This window comes from Lederbergia lenta NBRC 16444 (genome assembly GCF_001591545.1).
Taxonomy (GTDB): domain Bacteria; phylum Bacillota; class Bacilli; order Bacillales; family Bacillaceae_C; genus Lederbergia; species Lederbergia lenta.
The window spans coordinates 1,158,798-1,177,320 of record NZ_BCVC01000001.1 but is presented as its reverse complement, the minus strand read 5'-3'; the positions used below and the strand labels follow the sequence as shown (position 1 = coordinate 1,177,320).

General features: G+C 36.1%; 16 protein-coding genes, 1 pseudogene and 2 riboswitches. Of the genes and pseudogenes, 6 read left to right on the top strand and 11 right to left on the bottom strand.

The features are described 5' to 3' along the window. Window positions 1–5 precede the first annotated feature (5 nt). From BLE01S_RS05485 to BLE01S_RS05450, 8 genes are all read right to left on the bottom strand, one after another. Window positions 6–1,169, bottom strand: coding sequence for a dihydrodipicolinate synthase family protein (locus BLE01S_RS05485; RefSeq protein ID WP_066138076.1), 1,164 nt, complete (start codon window positions 1,167–1,169; stop codon window positions 6–8). Further along, window positions 1,138–2,331 (bottom strand): Gfo/Idh/MocA family protein, encoded by a 1,194-nt coding sequence (locus BLE01S_RS05480; protein WP_066138073.1) that lies wholly within the window; start codon window positions 2,329–2,331, stop codon window positions 1,138–1,140. The genes BLE01S_RS05485 and BLE01S_RS05480 overlap by 32 nt, the downstream gene beginning before the upstream one ends. Window positions 2,332–2,511: 180 nt before the next feature. After that, window positions 2,512–3,774 carry a TRAP transporter large permease gene (locus tag BLE01S_RS05475; protein WP_066138070.1) on the bottom strand — a complete coding sequence of 421 codons (1,263 nt, stop codon included), beginning with the start codon at window positions 3,772–3,774 and terminating at the stop codon, window positions 2,512–2,514. Next, window positions 3,771–4,292, bottom strand: a complete 522-nt coding sequence (locus tag BLE01S_RS05470; protein WP_066138067.1) for a TRAP transporter small permease — start codon at window positions 4,290–4,292, stop codon at window positions 3,771–3,773. Before BLE01S_RS05470 ends, BLE01S_RS05475 begins: the two co-directional genes overlap by 4 nt. Window positions 4,293–4,349: 57 nt before the next feature. Continuing rightward, window positions 4,350–5,387 carry a TRAP transporter substrate-binding protein gene (locus BLE01S_RS05465; RefSeq protein WP_066138065.1) on the bottom strand — a complete coding sequence of 346 codons (1,038 nt, stop codon included), beginning with the start codon at window positions 5,385–5,387 and terminating at the stop codon, window positions 4,350–4,352. A 159-nt stretch (window positions 5,388–5,546) separates the two neighbouring features. Continuing rightward, window positions 5,547–6,368, bottom strand: coding sequence for a helix-turn-helix transcriptional regulator (locus tag BLE01S_RS05460; RefSeq protein WP_066138062.1), 822 nt, complete (start codon window positions 6,366–6,368; stop codon window positions 5,547–5,549). Between the two features lie 115 nt (window positions 6,369–6,483). Beyond that, window positions 6,484–7,356, bottom strand: a complete 873-nt coding sequence (locus tag BLE01S_RS05455) for a cation diffusion facilitator family transporter (protein ID WP_066138059.1) — start codon at window positions 7,354–7,356, stop codon at window positions 6,484–6,486. Window positions 7,357–7,704: 348 nt separating this feature from the next. After that, entirely contained in the window at window positions 7,705–8,373 is a 669-nt protein-coding gene (locus tag BLE01S_RS05450; RefSeq protein ID WP_066138056.1) for a carboxymuconolactone decarboxylase family protein, read from the bottom strand. Window positions 8,374–8,509: 136 nt separating this feature from the next. Continuing rightward, a riboswitch (SAM riboswitch) is annotated at window positions 8,510–8,619 on the bottom strand. A 221-nt stretch (window positions 8,620–8,840) separates the two neighbouring features. Beyond that, window positions 8,841–9,038: riboswitch (cobalamin riboswitch) on the top strand. A gap of 124 nt (window positions 9,039–9,162) precedes the next feature. Here BLE01S_RS05450 and BLE01S_RS05445 point away from each other — a divergent pair. From BLE01S_RS05445 to BLE01S_RS05425, 5 genes and pseudogenes are all read left to right on the top strand, one after another. Further along, on the top strand, window positions 9,163–10,026 hold the full coding sequence (locus BLE01S_RS05445) for a ribonucleotide reductase N-terminal alpha domain-containing protein (RefSeq protein WP_066138054.1): 864 nt from the start codon (window positions 9,163–9,165) through the stop codon (window positions 10,024–10,026). A 236-nt stretch (window positions 10,027–10,262) separates the two neighbouring features. Continuing rightward, window positions 10,263–11,114: an HNH endonuclease gene (locus BLE01S_RS21070; protein WP_066138051.1), complete on the top strand. Its 852-nt coding sequence runs from the start codon at window positions 10,263–10,265 to the stop codon at window positions 11,112–11,114. Window positions 11,115–11,223: 109 nt separating this feature from the next. Beyond that, a pseudogene (locus tag BLE01S_RS05435) lies at window positions 11,224–12,666 on the top strand (ribonucleoside-diphosphate reductase subunit alpha); the annotation flags it as partial. Continuing rightward, window positions 12,654–13,088, top strand: coding sequence for a flavodoxin (locus tag BLE01S_RS05430; protein ID WP_066138048.1), 435 nt, complete (start codon window positions 12,654–12,656; stop codon window positions 13,086–13,088). The pseudogene BLE01S_RS05435 and the gene BLE01S_RS05430, both read left to right, overlap by 13 nt. Beyond that, complete coding sequence (locus BLE01S_RS05425) at window positions 13,073–14,113, top strand: ribonucleotide-diphosphate reductase subunit beta (RefSeq protein WP_231955921.1); 1,041 nt, start codon at window positions 13,073–13,075, stop codon at window positions 14,111–14,113. The genes BLE01S_RS05430 and BLE01S_RS05425 overlap by 16 nt, the downstream gene beginning before the upstream one ends. 99 nt (window positions 14,114–14,212) lie before the next feature. Here BLE01S_RS05425 and cspD read toward each other — a convergent pair whose 3' ends face one another. The 3 genes from cspD to ku form a co-directional block, all read right to left on the bottom strand. Beyond that, window positions 14,213–14,413 (bottom strand): cold-shock protein CspD, encoded by a 201-nt coding sequence (gene cspD / locus BLE01S_RS05420; protein ID WP_066138041.1) that lies wholly within the window; start codon window positions 14,411–14,413, stop codon window positions 14,213–14,215. A 513-nt stretch (window positions 14,414–14,926) separates the two neighbouring features. Continuing rightward, window positions 14,927–15,565 carry a phosphatase PAP2 family protein gene (locus tag BLE01S_RS05415; protein WP_066138038.1) on the bottom strand — a complete coding sequence of 213 codons (639 nt, stop codon included), beginning with the start codon at window positions 15,563–15,565 and terminating at the stop codon, window positions 14,927–14,929. A 69-nt stretch (window positions 15,566–15,634) separates the two neighbouring features. Next, entirely contained in the window at window positions 15,635–16,465 is an 831-nt protein-coding gene (ku, locus tag BLE01S_RS05410) for a non-homologous end joining protein Ku (RefSeq protein WP_066138035.1), read from the bottom strand. Window positions 16,466–16,617: 152 nt separating this feature from the next. Here ku and ligD point away from each other — a divergent pair, with 152 nt between their 5' ends. Further along, a complete protein-coding gene (ligD, locus tag BLE01S_RS05405) occupies window positions 16,618–18,438 on the top strand; it encodes a DNA ligase D (RefSeq protein ID WP_326255776.1) in 1,821 nt (606 codons plus the stop codon). Window positions 18,439–18,523: the final 85 nt, after the last annotated feature.

The following is an 18,523-nucleotide window of genomic DNA, read 5'->3' as shown; positions in this document are numbered from 1 at the left end:
CTCTCCTATTCGATTCCTGAAATGGATAATATTTTTTGCATCTTATTGGCAGCGTGGTGTGGGTCAACTAGTAATCCTGCTTCATCTGCTAGTAAAAATAGTTCAGATAGATGGGTTATCGATCTGGCACTTTCTGCTCCACCGATCATCCGGAAATGCTTTTGATGTCCATTTAAATATGCCATAAATACGATTCCGGTTTTATAGGAATAAGTAGGCTGTTGAAATATATGTCTAGATAAAGGGACCGTTTTTTCTAAAACAGAATTATATTTACTGATATCTCCATTATCAAGTGCATGCAGAGCTACTGCAGCAGCCGGCGCAATCGCATCAAAGATACCTAATAATGCGTGACTATAGCCTTTTTCGTCACCACGGATTAATGAAGGATAATTAAAATCATCACCAGTATACATTTTCACATCTTCAGGTAATAATCTTCTCATTTCAATCTCTCGGTCCGCATCTAAAAGCGATATTTTTATTCCATCTACCTTTTCACGATTATCCCAAATAATATTAAGGCAAACTTCCATTGCCTCATCGATATTTTTATGTCCCCAATAGCCTTTTAATGCGGGATCAAACATATCTCCGAGCCAATGGAGAATGACAGGTTGGGAAACTTGCTGTAAAATCTTGCTATACACTCTGTCATAATCTTCTGGACCATCTGCACAGGCAGCGAGTGCCCTACTTGCCATTAATATAATTTGACCACCTTCGTTTTCAATAAAGCTACATTGTTCTTCGTATGCTGCTTCCACTTGTTCCAATGTAACTTGTGCGCTAGGTAATAATTGGTCAGTACCTGCGCCACAGGCAATCCGTCCACCAACTGACCGAGCCTCCGCGACTGAGCGTTGAATTAACTCCTGTGCGCCATTCCAACTAAGCCCCATTCCGCGTTGCGCTGTATCCATCGCCTCGGCAACGGACAATCCTAGCGACCATAAATGGCGACGATAAGCTAATGTATCTTCCCAATCTATTTGCGGATTAGTAAGTGGGTCTGTATTTGCTAATGGATCACAAACTACATGCGCTGCTGAAAACGCAATTCTATTTTGAAATGGCGTTGTCGGAATTTCAAATACCGAAGATTGACTAGGCTCATAATAACTAAATGTACCGTTAGCTCTTGGTAACTTTAACTTTTTCCCCATGAGATGCACCTCCAATAGTCAATTCCGGAATATCAATCCAACGGCGCTCTTCCCAAGATTTTAACCCAAGGTCTGATAACTGCGTTCCTTTTGCCCCTTCAAGTAAATCCCAAGGAAATGATTCATCGTTTACAATATGTTTTAAAAACAGTTCCCACTGCACTTTGAAACCGTTATCTAACACATCGTTTGTTGGTACTTCTTCCCACTGATCCATAAAATCGAAAGGGTTTTCAATATCAGGGTTCCAAACTGGCTTCGGCGTATTTACACGATGTTGGACTTTACAATCACGCAGTCCAGCCACAGCACTACCTTCTGTACCATCTACTTGGATTGTGAGGAGATCATCGCGGTTCACTCTCACTGTCCATGAAGAATTGGCTTGGACAATAATGCCGCCTTCCAATTCGAATGTTGCGTAAGCTGCATCATCCGCTGTACATGTATAAGGCTCTCCTAGTTCATCCCATCTTTTCGGTATATGTGTAGCTCCGAGACAAGAAACACTTTGCACATTTCCAAATAAGTTATCAAGTACATAACGCCAGTGCGCAAACATATCTACTATGATTCCACCACCATCTTCTTTCCGATAATTCCATGAAGGGCGTTGACCTGGTTGCCAATCTCCCTCAAATACCCAGTAACCGAATTCCATGCGAACAGAAAGTATTTCTCCAAAAAATCCCGAATCAACAAGTCTTTTAAGTTTCATAATACCTGGAAGGAATAATTTATCTTGCACTACCCCATTCTTTACGCCCGCTTCATATGCCAAACGTGCAAGCTCAAGTGATTCTTCCACACTAGTCGCTGTTGGCTTTTCACAATAAATATGTTTCCCCGCCTTAATAGCTTTTCGTATATCCTTTGCACGTCGAACAGTCGTTTGAGAATCAAAGTAAATAATGTCTTCAGAATTACTTAAACATGTATCTAAATCCGTACTCCAACGATTAATACCATGTTCTTCTGCTAATGATCTTAATTTATTTTCGTTTCTTCCAACTAAAATAGGATTAGGCATAATAACGTCACCATTCGGGAGTGTCACTCCACCTTGCTTTCGAATAGCGACAATTGAGCGGATCAAATGCTGATTTGTCCCCATTCTTCCTGTAACTCCATTCATAATAATTCCGACATTAATATTCGACATAAAAACACCTCTTCTTTTTAATTTGATGAATAGATCTTATATTTATTTTATATTTGATAAGAAAAAACGTCTTATCTATATGAGAAACCAATTCGCATTATCGGAAATGATTCAATTAGCTTAGGAATTACTTGCTTTCTTCTCAAAAATACAAATTAGCGATCTTTTAATCTACCATGTTCACATAAATTTCTCTGGTAAAAATAACGATATTTGCGGAATGAAAGTAAGCACCAATAACGTAATAATAAGAACAATAATAAAGGGAATGGCACCTCTCGTGACTGACGTAACGGACATATTACTAATCCCAGAAGCTACATATAAATTTAGCCCAAATGGTGGAGTTAACATTCCAATCGCTAGATTTATAATCATGATTACACCAAAATGAATTGGGTCAATCCCCATTTCAATAACGATTGGTAAAAAAAGTGGAACTAAAATCAACACCGCTGCACTGGAATCCATAAACATTCCCACTAATAATAAAACGATTGTGACAATAATTAAAAAAATGAATGGAGTTGTCGCAAATTCCATGATGTTCGACGCTAATTTAGTTGGTAGCTGCTCATATGTTAAATACCAACTGAATGTTTTAGCAGATGCTATAATAAACATAATCATTGCCGAAGTGACAACAGATCTTTTAGTGACAGTAAATAATTTTTTAATGGAAAGTTCCTTATATACGAAAAAACCAATCAGTAAACTGTACACAATTGCTACTGCAGCTGCTTCAGTCGGGGTAAAATATCCTTTATATATTCCTCCTAAAATAATAACAGGCATCATAATTCCCCAAATCGCACCTTTTGCTGCAATCCACAACTCTTTCAGACTTACTCGTTTATCCGGTTGATGCCCTTGCTTTTTTGCAATAATATAACTTACAACCATTAATACAATCCCAATAAAAATACCAGGTATAATGCCTGCAATGAATAGCTTGCTAATGGAGACTTCAGCAATCGCCCCATACACTAATAACGTAATACTTGGTGGTATAATAATCCCTAAAGAGCCGGCTGCACACATTAAGCCAACCGCAAATCTTGGCGAGTACCCAGCATCTTTTAACGACGGAATCATAATACTCCCAATAGCCGCAACAGTTGCTGGACTCGATCCAGATAGTGCAGCAAAAACCATGGAAGAAAGAACTCCCGCAATTGGCAATCCACCCGTTGTCCATCCAACTAATTTTTTAGCCAAATCTATTAACCTTTTTGATGTGCCACCCGCAAGCATTAAATCACCGGCAAAAACAAAGAAAGGTATTGCCATTAAAGTAAATGAATCAATTCCGGAGAACATGGTCCGACCAAACGTATCGATAGAGATGTTTCCTTGAAACATGGCAATAAAGCTAGATAACCCAATAGCTGCAGCAATAGGAGCACCGAGTAACATTAATAAAATAAAAATGACAATGATCATAGTTTTGTCATCTCCTCATGAGAGTTACTTATAGTCGCCTTATCTGCTCTAAGATTTCTTATTTCATCTAAAAAAATTTGAAAAAAGCGAATAAGCATTAAGGTCCCACCAACAGGAATAGCTAAATAAGGAATATACATTGGCATCCCTAAAGATGGAGTGACACTACCATATTGCATGACATTTAAAATCGATTTACAACCGGATAAGATAATAACGATACAAAAAACCATAGCTATAACATTTGCTAAAATAGCAAAAAACTTCTTCATTAGGTTAGGTAATATAATTACAAGTGCGTCTACCGTTGCGTGAGCCTTTTCTCTTACTGCAATACTACTGCCTATAAAAATAAACCAAATAATTAAGTATCTAGCTACTTCCTCCGACCAGTGGAGTGAATAATTAAATAAATATCTCAGAACTACTTGTGCAAAAACTAATAATGAAGTAAATATCAATGTAGTAACAGCTATATACTCCTCGATGTAATTTAATAGTTTATTAACCTTTTTCAAAAAATCCCCTCCCTATTTAAATGGGACGGCAAAAGCCGTCCCGTTAGTTGTTATTTGCTAATTTCCTTCTTCCTTAACCGCATCTAATAATTCTTTTGCACCCTCAATTTTCATAAACTCATCAAAGACATCATCGGTTAGTTCTAAAAATTCCTCTTTATCTTCTTCCTCGAATTCAGTAATCTGTATTCCCGATTCTTCTAGCACTTTCATATACCCTTCTTCATCAGCAGTAGCTAAATCCCATTGCCACTTAGTTACTTCCTCAGCAACTTCATCAATCGCCTTTTGAAGGTCTGTTGGAAGGTCCTTATAAAATTCGTCACTAATAAGTAACACATATCCCATATAACCATGTGCACTTAATGTTAAATAATCTTGTACTTCATAAAATTTTTTACTATTCACATTTGATAATGGATTTTCCTGCCCATCAACCGTTTTCGTTTGAAGCGCTGTATAAAGTTCAGCAAAGTCAATCGAAACCCCACCAGCATTTAACGCTTTAAATTGAGAAATTAATAGCGGACTTTGTGAAGCACGCATCTTTAATCCAGATAGGTCTTTCGGGGACTCAATGGGATGCTTCGAATTAGTAAAATGCTTAAAACCTCCATCCCAGTATCCAAGTCCTCTTAAACCTTGCTTTTCCAACCTTTCATTAAGCATATCGCCTAACTTACCATGCATCGCTTTATAAGCAACTTCTTTATCAGCAAATAAGTAAGGTAAGTCAAAAATCTCAAATTGTTTCACAAATGATGGTAGAACACCTGTAAAAGGAGCATTCATTTGAATGGTGCCGGATTGCATTTGTTCAGTTATTTCCCTATCAGAACCCAATTGCGAATCAGGAAAGATTTCCACCTTAATTTGTCCCTTTGTCTTCTCTTCTATTAGCTCAGCAAACTTTTCTGCGGCTTTCCCTTTTGCAGTTGTCCCACTTACAACATGTGCAAACTTTATAACATATTCCTTTTTCTTTCCTTCTCCCCCACTTTCTCCATTATCAGTTGTTGTTGATTTGTTACAACCAGCTAATATGATAGAAAATAGCAAAATACAAACAGGAATTGCTCCCCAAATTTTCTTCAATACATCACTCCTCCTCTTAATTAAAGCGCTTACATTATTTGTATCCATTATGTAATGTAAATCTTTGATTGTCTTATAAGATTAGGAGATAAATTCTTAATTTCGGAAAAACATATGTGGCCAAGCAACTATTTTTAAAAAATAAGATAGCGAAGCTTGTTATTCTATGCTCTCTTTTTTAATAGTCCTAAATTTATTTGGCGACATACCTACGATATTTCTAAATGTACGATAAAACGTTGAAAGTGTTTCGTATCCTACTTCAAAACAAATAGAAACAATGTCCTTATCTGATTCAATTAGCAATTCCTTTGCGCGATTAATTCTTACTTTTTGCAAATATTGTAATGGCGTTTCATGAAATTTCGATTTAAAAATATCATTGATATAACGAGTGGATATACCGAATGTTGCGGATAAATTTTCAGCTGTAATATTCTCAAAATAACGCGTATCAATATAATTTCGCAATCTTAATGATCTCATATCATTTGCATCTTCAGATTTCTTCTCCTTATTGAAACGGATTAAAATCAATAGTAATTCATATAAGTAAACCGGTGCTGCATACTTGCAGAGAGGGTCATAGTCGGTTTGTTCAAATAAGATTTTTCGCAATATTTGTCTTACTTCACTTGCACGAACAACATCAAGTTGATAATGCTGTGAGTGTTGTTGAAGCCCATTTAATAATCCCTCTTCTATATGATGACCTAAAGCAGTTGGAGAAAAGGCCAACACTAGAACTGATAATTTGGCATGTGCAGTAATAGAATGAACAGAGTTAGGGACAATTAACACAACCCGATCTTTAGAAAATTCATATTTTTTGTCATCTAGCGTCAATTCACCTTCTCCATTTAACGCATATAAAATTTGAAAATGATCATGATAATGGTCTGAAATATGATTGCCGCGATGGTGCTGATTCTCATATAAATGAACTTCAGTTATTGGTGTACGAGTCTTTTGTAATTGCATGTTAATCTCCTTTATATTCAGAATGTTACACAATTTATATTTTACTGTAATATGTGACACTCTACAAGATACATGAATAAGACACCAAAAATGATTGGTGTCTTATTCTCACGATTTATATATCTGGTTCCACATGTACATGCACGTCATACACATCATGTTCATTAATTAATATTTTTTCTACTTTTGTCGAGATATCATGAGCAGTGTTTATATCTAAAGTGGAATCAACTAAAATGACTATATCCACTACCGCATTATTGCCGTAATTTCTCGCCTTCATTTCTTTTACTCCCATTACACCTCTTACATTTTGAATTGTTTTTTTATAAGTTTCAATCTCTTCCTCATCAAAGCCATCAGTTAATAGATGGGAAGTATCACGAAAAATCTCCCAGGCTGTCTTACAAATTAAAAGACCAACAATAACAGCTGTTAACGGATCAAGCCATGGCAGGCCGAGTTGCGTCCCAAAAATACCTATTGCTGTTCCAATACTAACCCAAGCATCGGATATATTATCTTTCGCTGCGGCCATCACCGCTTGACTATTTACTTTCTTCGCCAACTTACGATTATACATATATACCAGATACATGAGAAGAGCTGAAAACACACCTACCCAGCCAGCGAGCATGTCTGGCGATTCTTTCGTAGCATCGAACAGCGATTTTATTGCGCCATAAACTACTTGCAATCCCACCGTCATCATTATAAATGAAGCGATCATGGAAGCAATTGTTTCACTTTTCCAATGTCCATATAGATGGTCTTCGTCGGCTGGTCTTTGGGATAACTTCAATCCAATTAATAAAGCAATAGAAGCAACTATATCTGTTGTATTGTTAAAGCCATCAGCTTTTAATGCTTCTGAATGACTGATAACACCAATAAATAACTTCAAAAAGGCCAAAAATAAATAAGCAATAATACCAATAATTGCTCCACGTTCTGCTAACTTTAAGTTAGCATATTTTTGTTGATCCATAAAAATAATCCCTCCATTACTCTTGTATATGGTATCAACTAGGTAGCTAGTGGGTCTATAGCAACGTTTTGTCCTCTCTTCATGTTTATAGCTGGTAGCTAAGATTATTGGTCATGGCAAAGAATTTAAATTAAGTAAAAAGATAAAATCTGCGAAGTTTTAATTAATTTTACCTGACCGCTGATTTTTATCCATTATTGTGTACGAATATCATTGTTTTGAGCAATTGTTTTTCCGATCAAAAATAGCAGTTCTACTAGTCAAAGAAATAACGACTTGTAGAACTGCTATTTAAGTTGTATAAAATGATGTGTTTCGATTCTAGCTTCCCATTATTTTCACGAATCTTTATTCGTCATACGCAATTAATGCATTGACGCTATGCGCTAACGCTGAACCCGCTTTAAGAGCAACAGCGACAAAAACAGCCTCAGAAATTTCTTCTAAACTAGCTTCTGCCTTTTTAGCTGCCTTTGTATGAAGATCGATACAGTACGGGCATCCTGTTGTGTGGGCAACAGCAACTGCAATAAGCTCCTTTTCTTTTACACTTAGTTCTCCAGCTGCTAATGCCTGCTTATCAAAATCAATAAAGCTTTTAAACGCATCGCCACTCAGTTTTGAAAACTCCGCTATGCGATTGAAATAGGCCGCTTTATATAGCTCATCATCTTTTTGACCATCAAATGAATTCAAAGCATTTACTCCGTGAGCAAAAGCCGAACCCGCTTTTAATGCCGTAGCAACAAAAACAGCTTCCGCCACTTCTTCCTTCGTAGCCTCGACTTTTTTTGCTTCAGTGACATGTAAGTCGATGCAATATGGACACCCAGTCACATGTGCAACTGCTACTGCGATGAGTTCTTTAAGTTTAACTGACAGCTTACCTTCCGCTAGCGCTTTTCCATTAAAATCAAAAAATGCTGAAAATTGTTCAGGTGCATGCTTTTTCAATTCCGTTATTCTACGAAAATTCGACTTTTTATAAAGACTTTCTACCTTTTGTGTTGTTGACATCATAACTTCCCCCTGTTGATAGTATTTTTATGTATAAACATACCGCTTGTCCAGCGCTTCCAACAATTAAACCTTCCTTTACAAACAAAAAAACCACTTCTGATTAGGAAGAGGTTAGATGTATGTATCGGGCTCTCCCTTATCTTTCAAACTGTATCAGTTTGCTGGAATTGGCACCTTTTTGCTTGGAAGCAAGGGTTGCCGCGGGATCATAGGACCAGTTCCTTCCCCGACTCTTTATAAGGAATAAAATATAATGTTTAATGTAACTTCATTTTAACTATAAATGAAATTACTGTCAAGGCTGAATTGCGAAAAAATTCACACACCTAGATTCAAATCTAGATTTTATTACCTTATCTTATATTTCGGATGGTTTTCTGTTGCGATTCTTTTTTACACATGCTATTATCAATTAAGTACAACACTATATTTAGTGTCTGTACACAAAAACAAATACTACATATTGAATTTCTGCATGTCAAGGTGCCTAATCAAGGCTTAATAGGGAATCCGGTTAAACGCCGGAACTGTCCCCGCAACTGTAAATGTGTACGAACGGGAAATCCACTGCAATAGTTAGTTTAATGACTAATAATCATGCGGGAAGGCCCCAAGTAGGTTAATACATGAGTCAGGAGACCTGCCTTACTTGTCTGAGTTTCAATTCTTCGGGGATTGGGAAGATGAAACGATAGTGACAGTATTTTTCTGTCTTTTTTCTATCGTTCCATCCGCCTTTCCTTGAGGGCGGATTTTTTTATTATAACGAAAGATTAGGTGGTAAAAATGACAACATTCATTACAAAAGATCATGGTAACAGGAAATTGGAGTTTGACAAAGAACGGCTATTTGCATTTATAGAAAATAACACCTCCATTACCTCCACACAATACAAAGAGAAAATCGTTCGAAGTATAGAATCTAAAAATGAATTAAAAGCTAACCATATCACTGACCTTCTTATTCATACAGCATTAGAAAATGTAGATGAAGCAAACACACAATGGACATATGATGCTGCAAAATTATATTTAAAGAATCTCTATAATAAAGCGAGCCAAAACCGCGCATATGACAAGGAATTAAAATATGGCGATTTTTACGGATTATTAAAAACATTAGCTGGTAAAGGCATTTATTCTCCAAATATATTAAAAAAATATAGTAGAGAAGAAATTATAGAATTAGCTAGTTTAATCGACCCTGATCGCGATCTATTATTTGACTATATTGGTCTACATACTTTAGCTACGAGATATTTAGCAACAGACCATCAGAAAAACACATTTGAATTACCTCAAGAACGTTGGCTAGTTATTGCTCTTCATCTAATGCAAGACGAACCCATCGAGAAAAGATCAGAACTTGTCGCTGAAAGTTATTGGGCTTTATCTAACCTGTATATGACGGTTGCAACTCCAACGCTAGCAAATGCCGGCCTTGCTCATGGACAGTTATCTAGCTGCTTTATCGATACAGTCGATGATTCGCTTATGGGCATTTATAATAGTAATACAGATGTAGCAAGACTATCTAAAGACGGTGGCGGTATTGGTGTTTATATGGGGAAAGTAAGAAGTCGTGGTAGTTCGATTAAAGGATTTAAAGGGGCATCTTCTGGGGTTGAACGTAGCCCTCTTGTAGCGTAAGTTACGAGTAATAAAGGTGGTCAATTGCGGGAAACTCCGAGTATCTCGAGGTAGGATACCATGCAGTAATGACATGGCGAACCCTAAAAATCCAAGAGTGCGGACAATCCGCAGCCGAGCTACCTAGCACGCTAGGTAGAAGGTTCAACGACTAAGTAGTTATTAGAGAGATCTTATAGCTCGAACCACCTATCCACTTCTTCCAATTTTTTTATAGAAATGGGAGGTATTATTCCATGACTTATAATAAAAATTATATTAGAAAAAAATTCCCTTTTGACTGTAAATTTTGTGGTATAACATTTCATGCATATAAAAAAGGAAAAGCAACACAAAAGTATTGTAGTCAAAAATGTTCTAACGAAGCTCAAAAAAACGGTAAAGAATACTTATGTGAAATTTGTAAGGCAATTGTTATACGTACTCCTGGAAACATAAAGAAAAAAATTTATTGTAGCAAAAAGTGCGCCGATATCGGGAAAATTGGAGTGCCTGTTAACACAACAGAAAAGGTAAAATTCACCTGTATAATTTGTAAGAAAACTGAAAATTTACTTCCTTGTTATGCTAAGGCGAAAGTAGTTTGCTCAAGAAATTGTGCTGCTACACTACTTTCACAAAGAGGTACTATTTCAGTGGCTTGCACGAATTGCAACTCTATGATTATAAGGAATAAATCAAGAGTAAGAGGAAAATTGAACTTTTGTTGTGATGAATGTATGATTACTCATTTTAGGGAGTCAGACTTTATGAAAGGCGAAAACAATCCAAATTTTCTTGGCGGTACAATAAAATATTATGGTCCTGATTGGCATAACCAACGAAGATTGGCTAGAAAAAGAGATCTTTATACATGTCAAGATTGTGGCATCACTGAGATAGAACGCGACAAAGAACTAGATGTGCATCACAAGATTCCATTTAGATTTTTTGAGTATAGTAATGACGCAAATAATCTTAACAACTTAATTTCTCTTTGCTCTGATTGCCATAGAAAGTGTCATACAGGAGAACTAAATCCTTCCAGGTACGATAAAACAAAAATAAAAATACCGTTCGGCTCAAAAGGGAAAACAAAATACCGTTAAATTAATAAGGGAATGTGGATAAAGATATAGTCTGTTCTGTACAGCGATGTACAGAGATAGGCAGAAATGACCTATCCCTCTAATTTTTTTAGAGAGTAACAATTAAAGTCTTCCATGGATAAAACAATTAAATAATACAGCTGTCAGCGTGGATCAGCTCGGTCGTAGAAAAGGTGCCATTGCTGTTTATCTTGATGTATGGCATGCGGATATCCTATCATTTCTCGACTTGAAGCTTAATAATGGTGATGAGAGGCAAAGAGCACATGATATTTTCACTGGGGTTTGCTTGCCAGACTTATTTATGGAGCAAGTGGAAAGACGAGGAGATTGGTACTTGTTTGATCCACATGAAGTGAAAAGCGTCATGGGTTATTCGCTTGAAGATTTATATGATGAGAAAAAAGGATCTGGTTCTTTCAGAGAAAAATATGATGAGTGTATTCAAAGTAATGCTTTGAATAAGACTAAGATCCCCGCTATTCAGATCATGGCAAGAATCATGAAATCACAATTAGAAACAGGTACTCCTTTCATGTTCTATCGGGATGAAGTCAATCGTAAAAATCCCAACAAACATGAGGGTATGATATATTCTAGTAATTTGTGTACAGAAATAATGCAAAATATGTCCCCTACTGTGCAATATGATGAAACAGTTGATGGTGACACGATTATCACATATAAAAAAGCTGGCGACTTCGTTGTTTGCAACCTCTCTTCTATTAACCTTGGAAAAGCTGTATATGCAAATAATGACAACCAAGACTTATTAAAACGATTAATCCCTATCCAAGTAAGAATGCTAGATAATGTAATTGACCTTAATACGATTGATGTGAAACAAGCTACAATTACTAATAAAAAGTATAGAGCTGTAGGATTAGGTACTTTCGGTTGGCATCATCTATTAGCATTGAAAGGAATTAAGTGGGAATCAAAACAAGCTGTTACATTCGCTGATGAACTGTATGAATTTATTTCTCAATTAACAATCAAAGCAAGTGTGGAGTTAGCGAAAGAAAAAGGAGCATATTCTAAATTTGTAGGCAGCGACTGGCAAACAGGTGAATATTTCAGACAACGCGGCTATTTAAAAGGCCCTAAGGCAGATACTTGGACTGAATTGATGAATGAAGTAGCTGAACACGGAATGAGAAATGGATATCTTATGGCTGTTGCACCTAACTCAAGTACATCCGTAATCGCTGGCTCAACTGCTAGCATTGATCCAATTTTCAAAGCCTTCTACCATGAAGAAAAGAAAGATTATAAATTACCAGTTGTTGCACCAGACCTAGATCACAATACGTATGATATTTATCGCCGATCTGCTTATATCGTGGATCAACGTTGGTCTGTTCAACAAAATGCAGCAAGACAACGTCATATTGATCAATCTATCTCATTTAACTTCTACGTCCCAAATAATATTAAAGCACAAGTAATGCTAGACTTGCACTTACAAGCTTGGGATTCCGGGTTAAAAACAACTTATTACGTTCGGTCTACTGCATCGGACATCGAGGACTGTGTCTGGTGCGAATCTTAATATGTTATGCAAGCTATAGTGGAAACACGAAAGAAGTTGCAGAACTAATAGAACAAAGGTTATTAGAAGAGGTAAATCATTCAGTGTTTGTATATCGAATTGGAACAGGGATCATACCTGATCCCTCCCTTTTCGATTTGATTATGATTGGAACTTTTACATGGGGCAAAGGCGCAACACCAGATGATGTCAAAGATTTTGTGTATGAGATTGGCTATAAACCACCTAATGTCTTTATTTTCGGCACAGGAGATACACAATTTGGCGGCGACACATTATTTTGCCATGCGGCTGAAAAACTTGCAAAATTTTATCAATCTACTTACAAGCCATTAAAAATAGAGCAAAGTCCAAGAGGATCACAAGAAAATACAGTGATAGAATGGACAGAAGGAGTGTTAAAACATTGTCTCAAACATTAACAAAAGTAAAAATATTAGAACCCATTAATCCAAATAAATCAACAGCCCTTTTTGGTGGCAAAGCAAGTGGCATATTGAACTGGAATGATATCGCCTATCCACATTTTTATACTCACCGCGAACAAATTCGTGCTTTGTTTTGGCGTGCAAGCGAAGTAGATATGACTCAAGACACGAAACAATTTTCTACACTGTCTGAAGAAGAACAAAATGCCTTTTTAAAGATAATTGGGTTACTAGCAACTTTAGATGGTCCCCAAACAGATATTGCTGGTAGAATATCTAATTTATCTACTGATCCATCCGTTAAATCGATTATGGCCACAATTGCTGACCAAGAGAGCGAACATAATCATAGCTATGCTTACGTACTATCATCTGTCGCTACACTGCATAAGCAAAATGAATCTTTTGAAACGGGTCGCAAAGACGAAGTACTCTTAAAACGTAATGAACGAATTATGGAAGTGTACAATGAATTTTCCGAAAATCCTACGATCGCAAATTTATTAAAAGCCATGGTTTATACTACCCTACTTGAAGGTTTGTTCTTCTATTCTGGATTCGCATTTTTCTATAATCTTGCTAGAAATCAAAAGATGGTTGGTACATCCACGATGATCTCTTACATCAACCGTGATGAACTCCAGCATGGACGCTTTATAAGTGACCTATTTCGCGCCACACTAGCAGAAAATCCGGAGTACAACACAGCAGAATTCACAGACTGGGTGTATGATCAATTTCGCCACTCCGTTGAACAAGAAACAATATGGAGTAAATATGTGCTTGCTGGGATTGATGGAATCGATCTTCTGGAGATGGAAGGATATATTAAATATCGCGCCAATAAAATGCTTCGTTTATTGGGGTTAAGTGATATTTATGAAGGATATACAGACAATCCAATGAAGTGGATTCGTGCATATGTAGATAATTTCGATGACACTAAAACAGATTTCTTCGAACAGAAATCAAGACAATATACAAAAACGAGTGATTTAAACGGATTCGATGAACTGTAAATGAAATCTTTCAGAATTAAGAACAATGCAAAAAAGCAGCCAATCGGCTGCTTTTTTGTTATAAAAAAACTGCCCCTAGAGGCAGTTTTAAATGAACTATTATAGTTTAACAACGTTTTCTGCTTGTGGGCCACGTTGTCCTTCAACGATTTCAAATTCAACTTGTTGACCTTCGTCAAGTGATTTGTAACCTTCGCCTTGAATAGCGCTGAAATGTACGAATACGTCATTTCCGCCTTCAACTTCGATAAAACCGAATCCTTTTTCACTGTTAAACCATTTTACTGTTCCTGTTGCCATGGGTAAAAACCTCCAAAAATTTTTTAATATGTTACTCATATTTACGGTGTAAATAAAACTTCACATATTATAAACAAGATCCACATCAGTGGTAGATATTCTTTATAATATGCAAAAACTTCAAACTCCATAGATAACAATATTATTCGTAATGCAGCCAGCATCTCGCGGTAAATTACAGGAAAAACATAAATGCTCTATTTGTCTTTCAAAACAACGAAAGCCCTTCCTCTCTCTCGTCCTTGCGGCTCCATGACCGCTCCAGTGAGATTTGTCTGTACAAAACAATGAGTTTTCACAATCGCTCATTGGAGGAAAAAGGATTTTAGTAGCTGATCAAGCATCAGCCAAAACTTAAGTTCTTTATTATCATACATGAGGTGCATACAAATTGCAAGAAGATGAAGGAAAATCTTTTAAAGCCCTTATAAAAAAGCGCTATCATTTTTATATAAAAGTATTAATTCCTAAACAAATTTCTTTTACCTATGTTTAGGATTATAACACTTTTTTTTAAACTTTCAACATTTTTATCAAACTTTTGTAAAAAAAATTACTTATCGTTACCCATATGACACCAGCGACATATCCTGCAATGATATCAGTTGGATAATGGACACCAAGATAAATGCGGCTTAGCCCGATGATAATAATTAATGTTGCCGCCATTACCATACAAACAATCGTTAGCTTCACCATTCCATTCATCTTATATAATATAAGGGCAATTCCCCCAAATAAAATGACAGATCCCATTGCATGTCCACTGGGGAAACTAAAACCACTTTCCGAGACAATCCGTAACATATCAGGCCTCTCGCGCTGAAAGAAAGCTTTTAAAAGCTTATTTAATATACCTGCACCTACTCCTACAGAAGTAATTAAATACAGCCCGTATAAATAGTTCCTACGATAAAAAAGGTAGCAAAAGAAAATGATAGTTATTATACTGACTCCCTTAACAGAGCCGATAAAAGTAACAGCAAGGAAAAAGGTTGTTAAAGGAGCCGATATCATACCTTGGATACTCTCGATGATTGCCGTGTCAAATTGCTTTAATGCTTTTCTATTTACAAATATTGCAATGATCGTAAATAAGAAAACACATAAAGCAATCAAAAAAACTGAGATACTCACTTTATGTTTATGCATTTAAATCCTCTTTTTACTTGATAATAACATAAATCTTTGATCTCATAAAGCTTAAAAAATGAAAGCCCATTACTTCGCTACATCCTTTTTGGCTGTCGCTTTCTTTCGTCCAGGCTTTTTCTTTGTTGTTGGTTTTGTTTTATCTATGGAAGCCTGTAAAGCCGCCATCAATTCATTCATATTTGCTGCTGGTTGTTTCTGTTTGACTGTTACCATTTCTTTTCCACTTTTCTTTGCTTCTATAAGATCAAGCACTTGAGATCTATATTCATCATTATATTTCTCCGGCTCAAATGTTGATGTTAACTGGTCGATTAATAAGATGGCTGTATCAATTTCTTTTTTTGATACTTCGTCTGCAGTCGATATATTTGGTACCTCTGCCGCCTTGCGTACTTCATCAGGGTAATGTATTGTTTCCATTAGCAATACTCCCTCAAACACTCTAATTACCGCAAGTTGTTCTTTTGAACGTATCATTATTTTGGCAATCCCCGCCTTTTCAGACTGTATAAGTGCTTTGCGAAGTAGTCCATACGCTTTTGTACTACCATCTGGAGACATAAAATAACTGCGATTATAATAGATAGGATCAATTTCATCTATTTTTATAAAGTCAATAATCTCCACAGCTTTTTCTGCCTTAGAAGCACTGAGTTCCTTTAATTCTTCCTCTTCTACTATGACGAACTTTCCCTTCGTTACTTCATAGCCTTTCACAATTTCTTTTAACTCAAGCTCTTTTTCACAGACGGGACATATTTTTTCATATTTAATTGGTGTATGACATTCTTTATGAAGGGAACGGAATTTTACATCTTTATCTTCTGTTGCTGCATGCAGCTTTATTGGAATATTGACAAGACCAAAGCTGATACTACCTTTCCACATCGTGTGCAAATTCTCACCTTCTTTTCTTTTATCTTTAGTATTTACTTAATAAGATCTCAAACATCCCTATCAAGTTTTGGTAAAAATATATGAATTGGTAAAGCTAAAAACATGTATTGTACTGAATATATTTAATGAAGAGGTGTTAACTTTTGAAACCCATGCTCCCAACCTTAGCCTTTCATCCTCCAAGCCAAGGAAATTGGTTTTTTGAAATAAAATATGATGGCTTTCGTTGTATTCTTGATTGGAGTGAAGATGAATGTTTTTTATGGAGTAGAAACGGAAGGGATTTACTTCCTCTATTTCCTGAAGTAAAGAAATTTCTAGATAGATCTCAAGCTATTGCTGCTGATTTACTTCCTTTAAAAATCGATGGTGAACTTGTAATCCTCCAAACCGACGCAAAAGCAAATTTTTTAGCCATTCAAAAAAGAGGTAGATTGCGTTCAAAAGAAAAAATTGATATCGCGGCAGAGACAAGAGCATGTAAATTGCTTGTTTTTGACCTTTTATCCACTAATAGTATTGATACTACTTCGCTCCCCTATATAAAAAGAAAAGCAAAATTGTTATCCATATGCGTGTCATTACAATTTTCGTTGGCTCCATCCATTCAAACAGAAAAAGTCGTGCAATATATACCTTATTATTCCGATTATCAGGTAATTTCTGAAAAAGTGGTGCATGAGGATAGTGAAGGAATTGTAGCAAAGTTAGGCTCCAGCTTATGGGAAGAGGGCAAAAGAACGTCCACGTGGCTAAAAATGAAGAATTGGAAAATAGTCTCTTGCTTTATAACAGCTTTGGATGAAAAGAATGGGTATTTCCATGTTGGTGTATGGAAAAATGATAAAATTCAAGCTCTTGGCCTTTTTATTAATGGGTTAGATAAAGAAACAAAAATGGCTCTAAAAAATGCAATAAGGAAAAATTCCGATGTGAAAAATGGTAATTTCCTGAGAATTCAGCCTAGTATTTGTCTTGATCTATATTATTTAGAATGGAGTGAAGACAATCTTCGCGAACCTTTCTTTAAGTGTTTACGATTTGATTTACTTCCGGAACATTGCACATTTGAAACATTTTCAATTGATAATGCTGTTTTTCCTGAAGAGGTTACAATTTCAAATCCTGATAAATTACTATGGGATAAACAAGACGTAACAAAGTTGGCCTATCTACGTTATCTAAGAGGTATCTCTAGTTTCATGTTACCTTTTCTTCAAGATCGCCCATTAACAGTCATCCGCGCGCCTCACGGCATTTTCGGTGAGGCTTTTTTTCAAAAGAAACGCCCTGAGACTGCGCCAGATTATATACAGTCATTTATACAAGAGAATTCAGCCATGATCATATGTAATGATTTAAAAACTTTAATCTGGCTTGGTAATCAGCTTGCGATAGAATTTCATGTGCCTTTTCAAACGATAAAAAGCAATTATGTTAGCGAAATTGTATTTGATCTGGATCCACCTTCGCGAAAGGAATTTTCCCTAGCCATCCAGGCAGCTTTTCTACTGAAACAAGTGTTTGATACGTTAAATTTAACCACTTTCATTAAAATCTCCGGTAATAAAGGAATGCAAATCTATGTACCGCTTCCTGACGAACAATTTACATGGAAAGAAACACGGCTTTTTACAGAATTTATCGCCAACTTTCTAATTACTACAGAACCTCATGCTTTTACAACGGAAAGGTTGAAAAAAAACCGACAGGGCAAACTATATGTTGATTTCATTCAGCATGCGGAAGGTAAAACAATTATCACTCCTTACTCCGTTAGAAACAATGAAGATGCGCTTGTCGCTGCACCGCTATTTTGGCATGAAATAACAGAGGATTTAAGACCGGAAATGTTCACTATGAATAAGGTATTAGATAGAGTAAATATTTTAGGCGATCCATTTGCGACTTTTTTTTCATGTAAAAGAAACCAACCTTTTGATCATGTCTTAAAATTGATTCAAACAGAGTAACTTTTATATACTTATTATGGACCTTCTGCTAATTACACTCTTATCAGTGGTGATGATTATCTTGTTTCCCACTGATAAGCGCCCT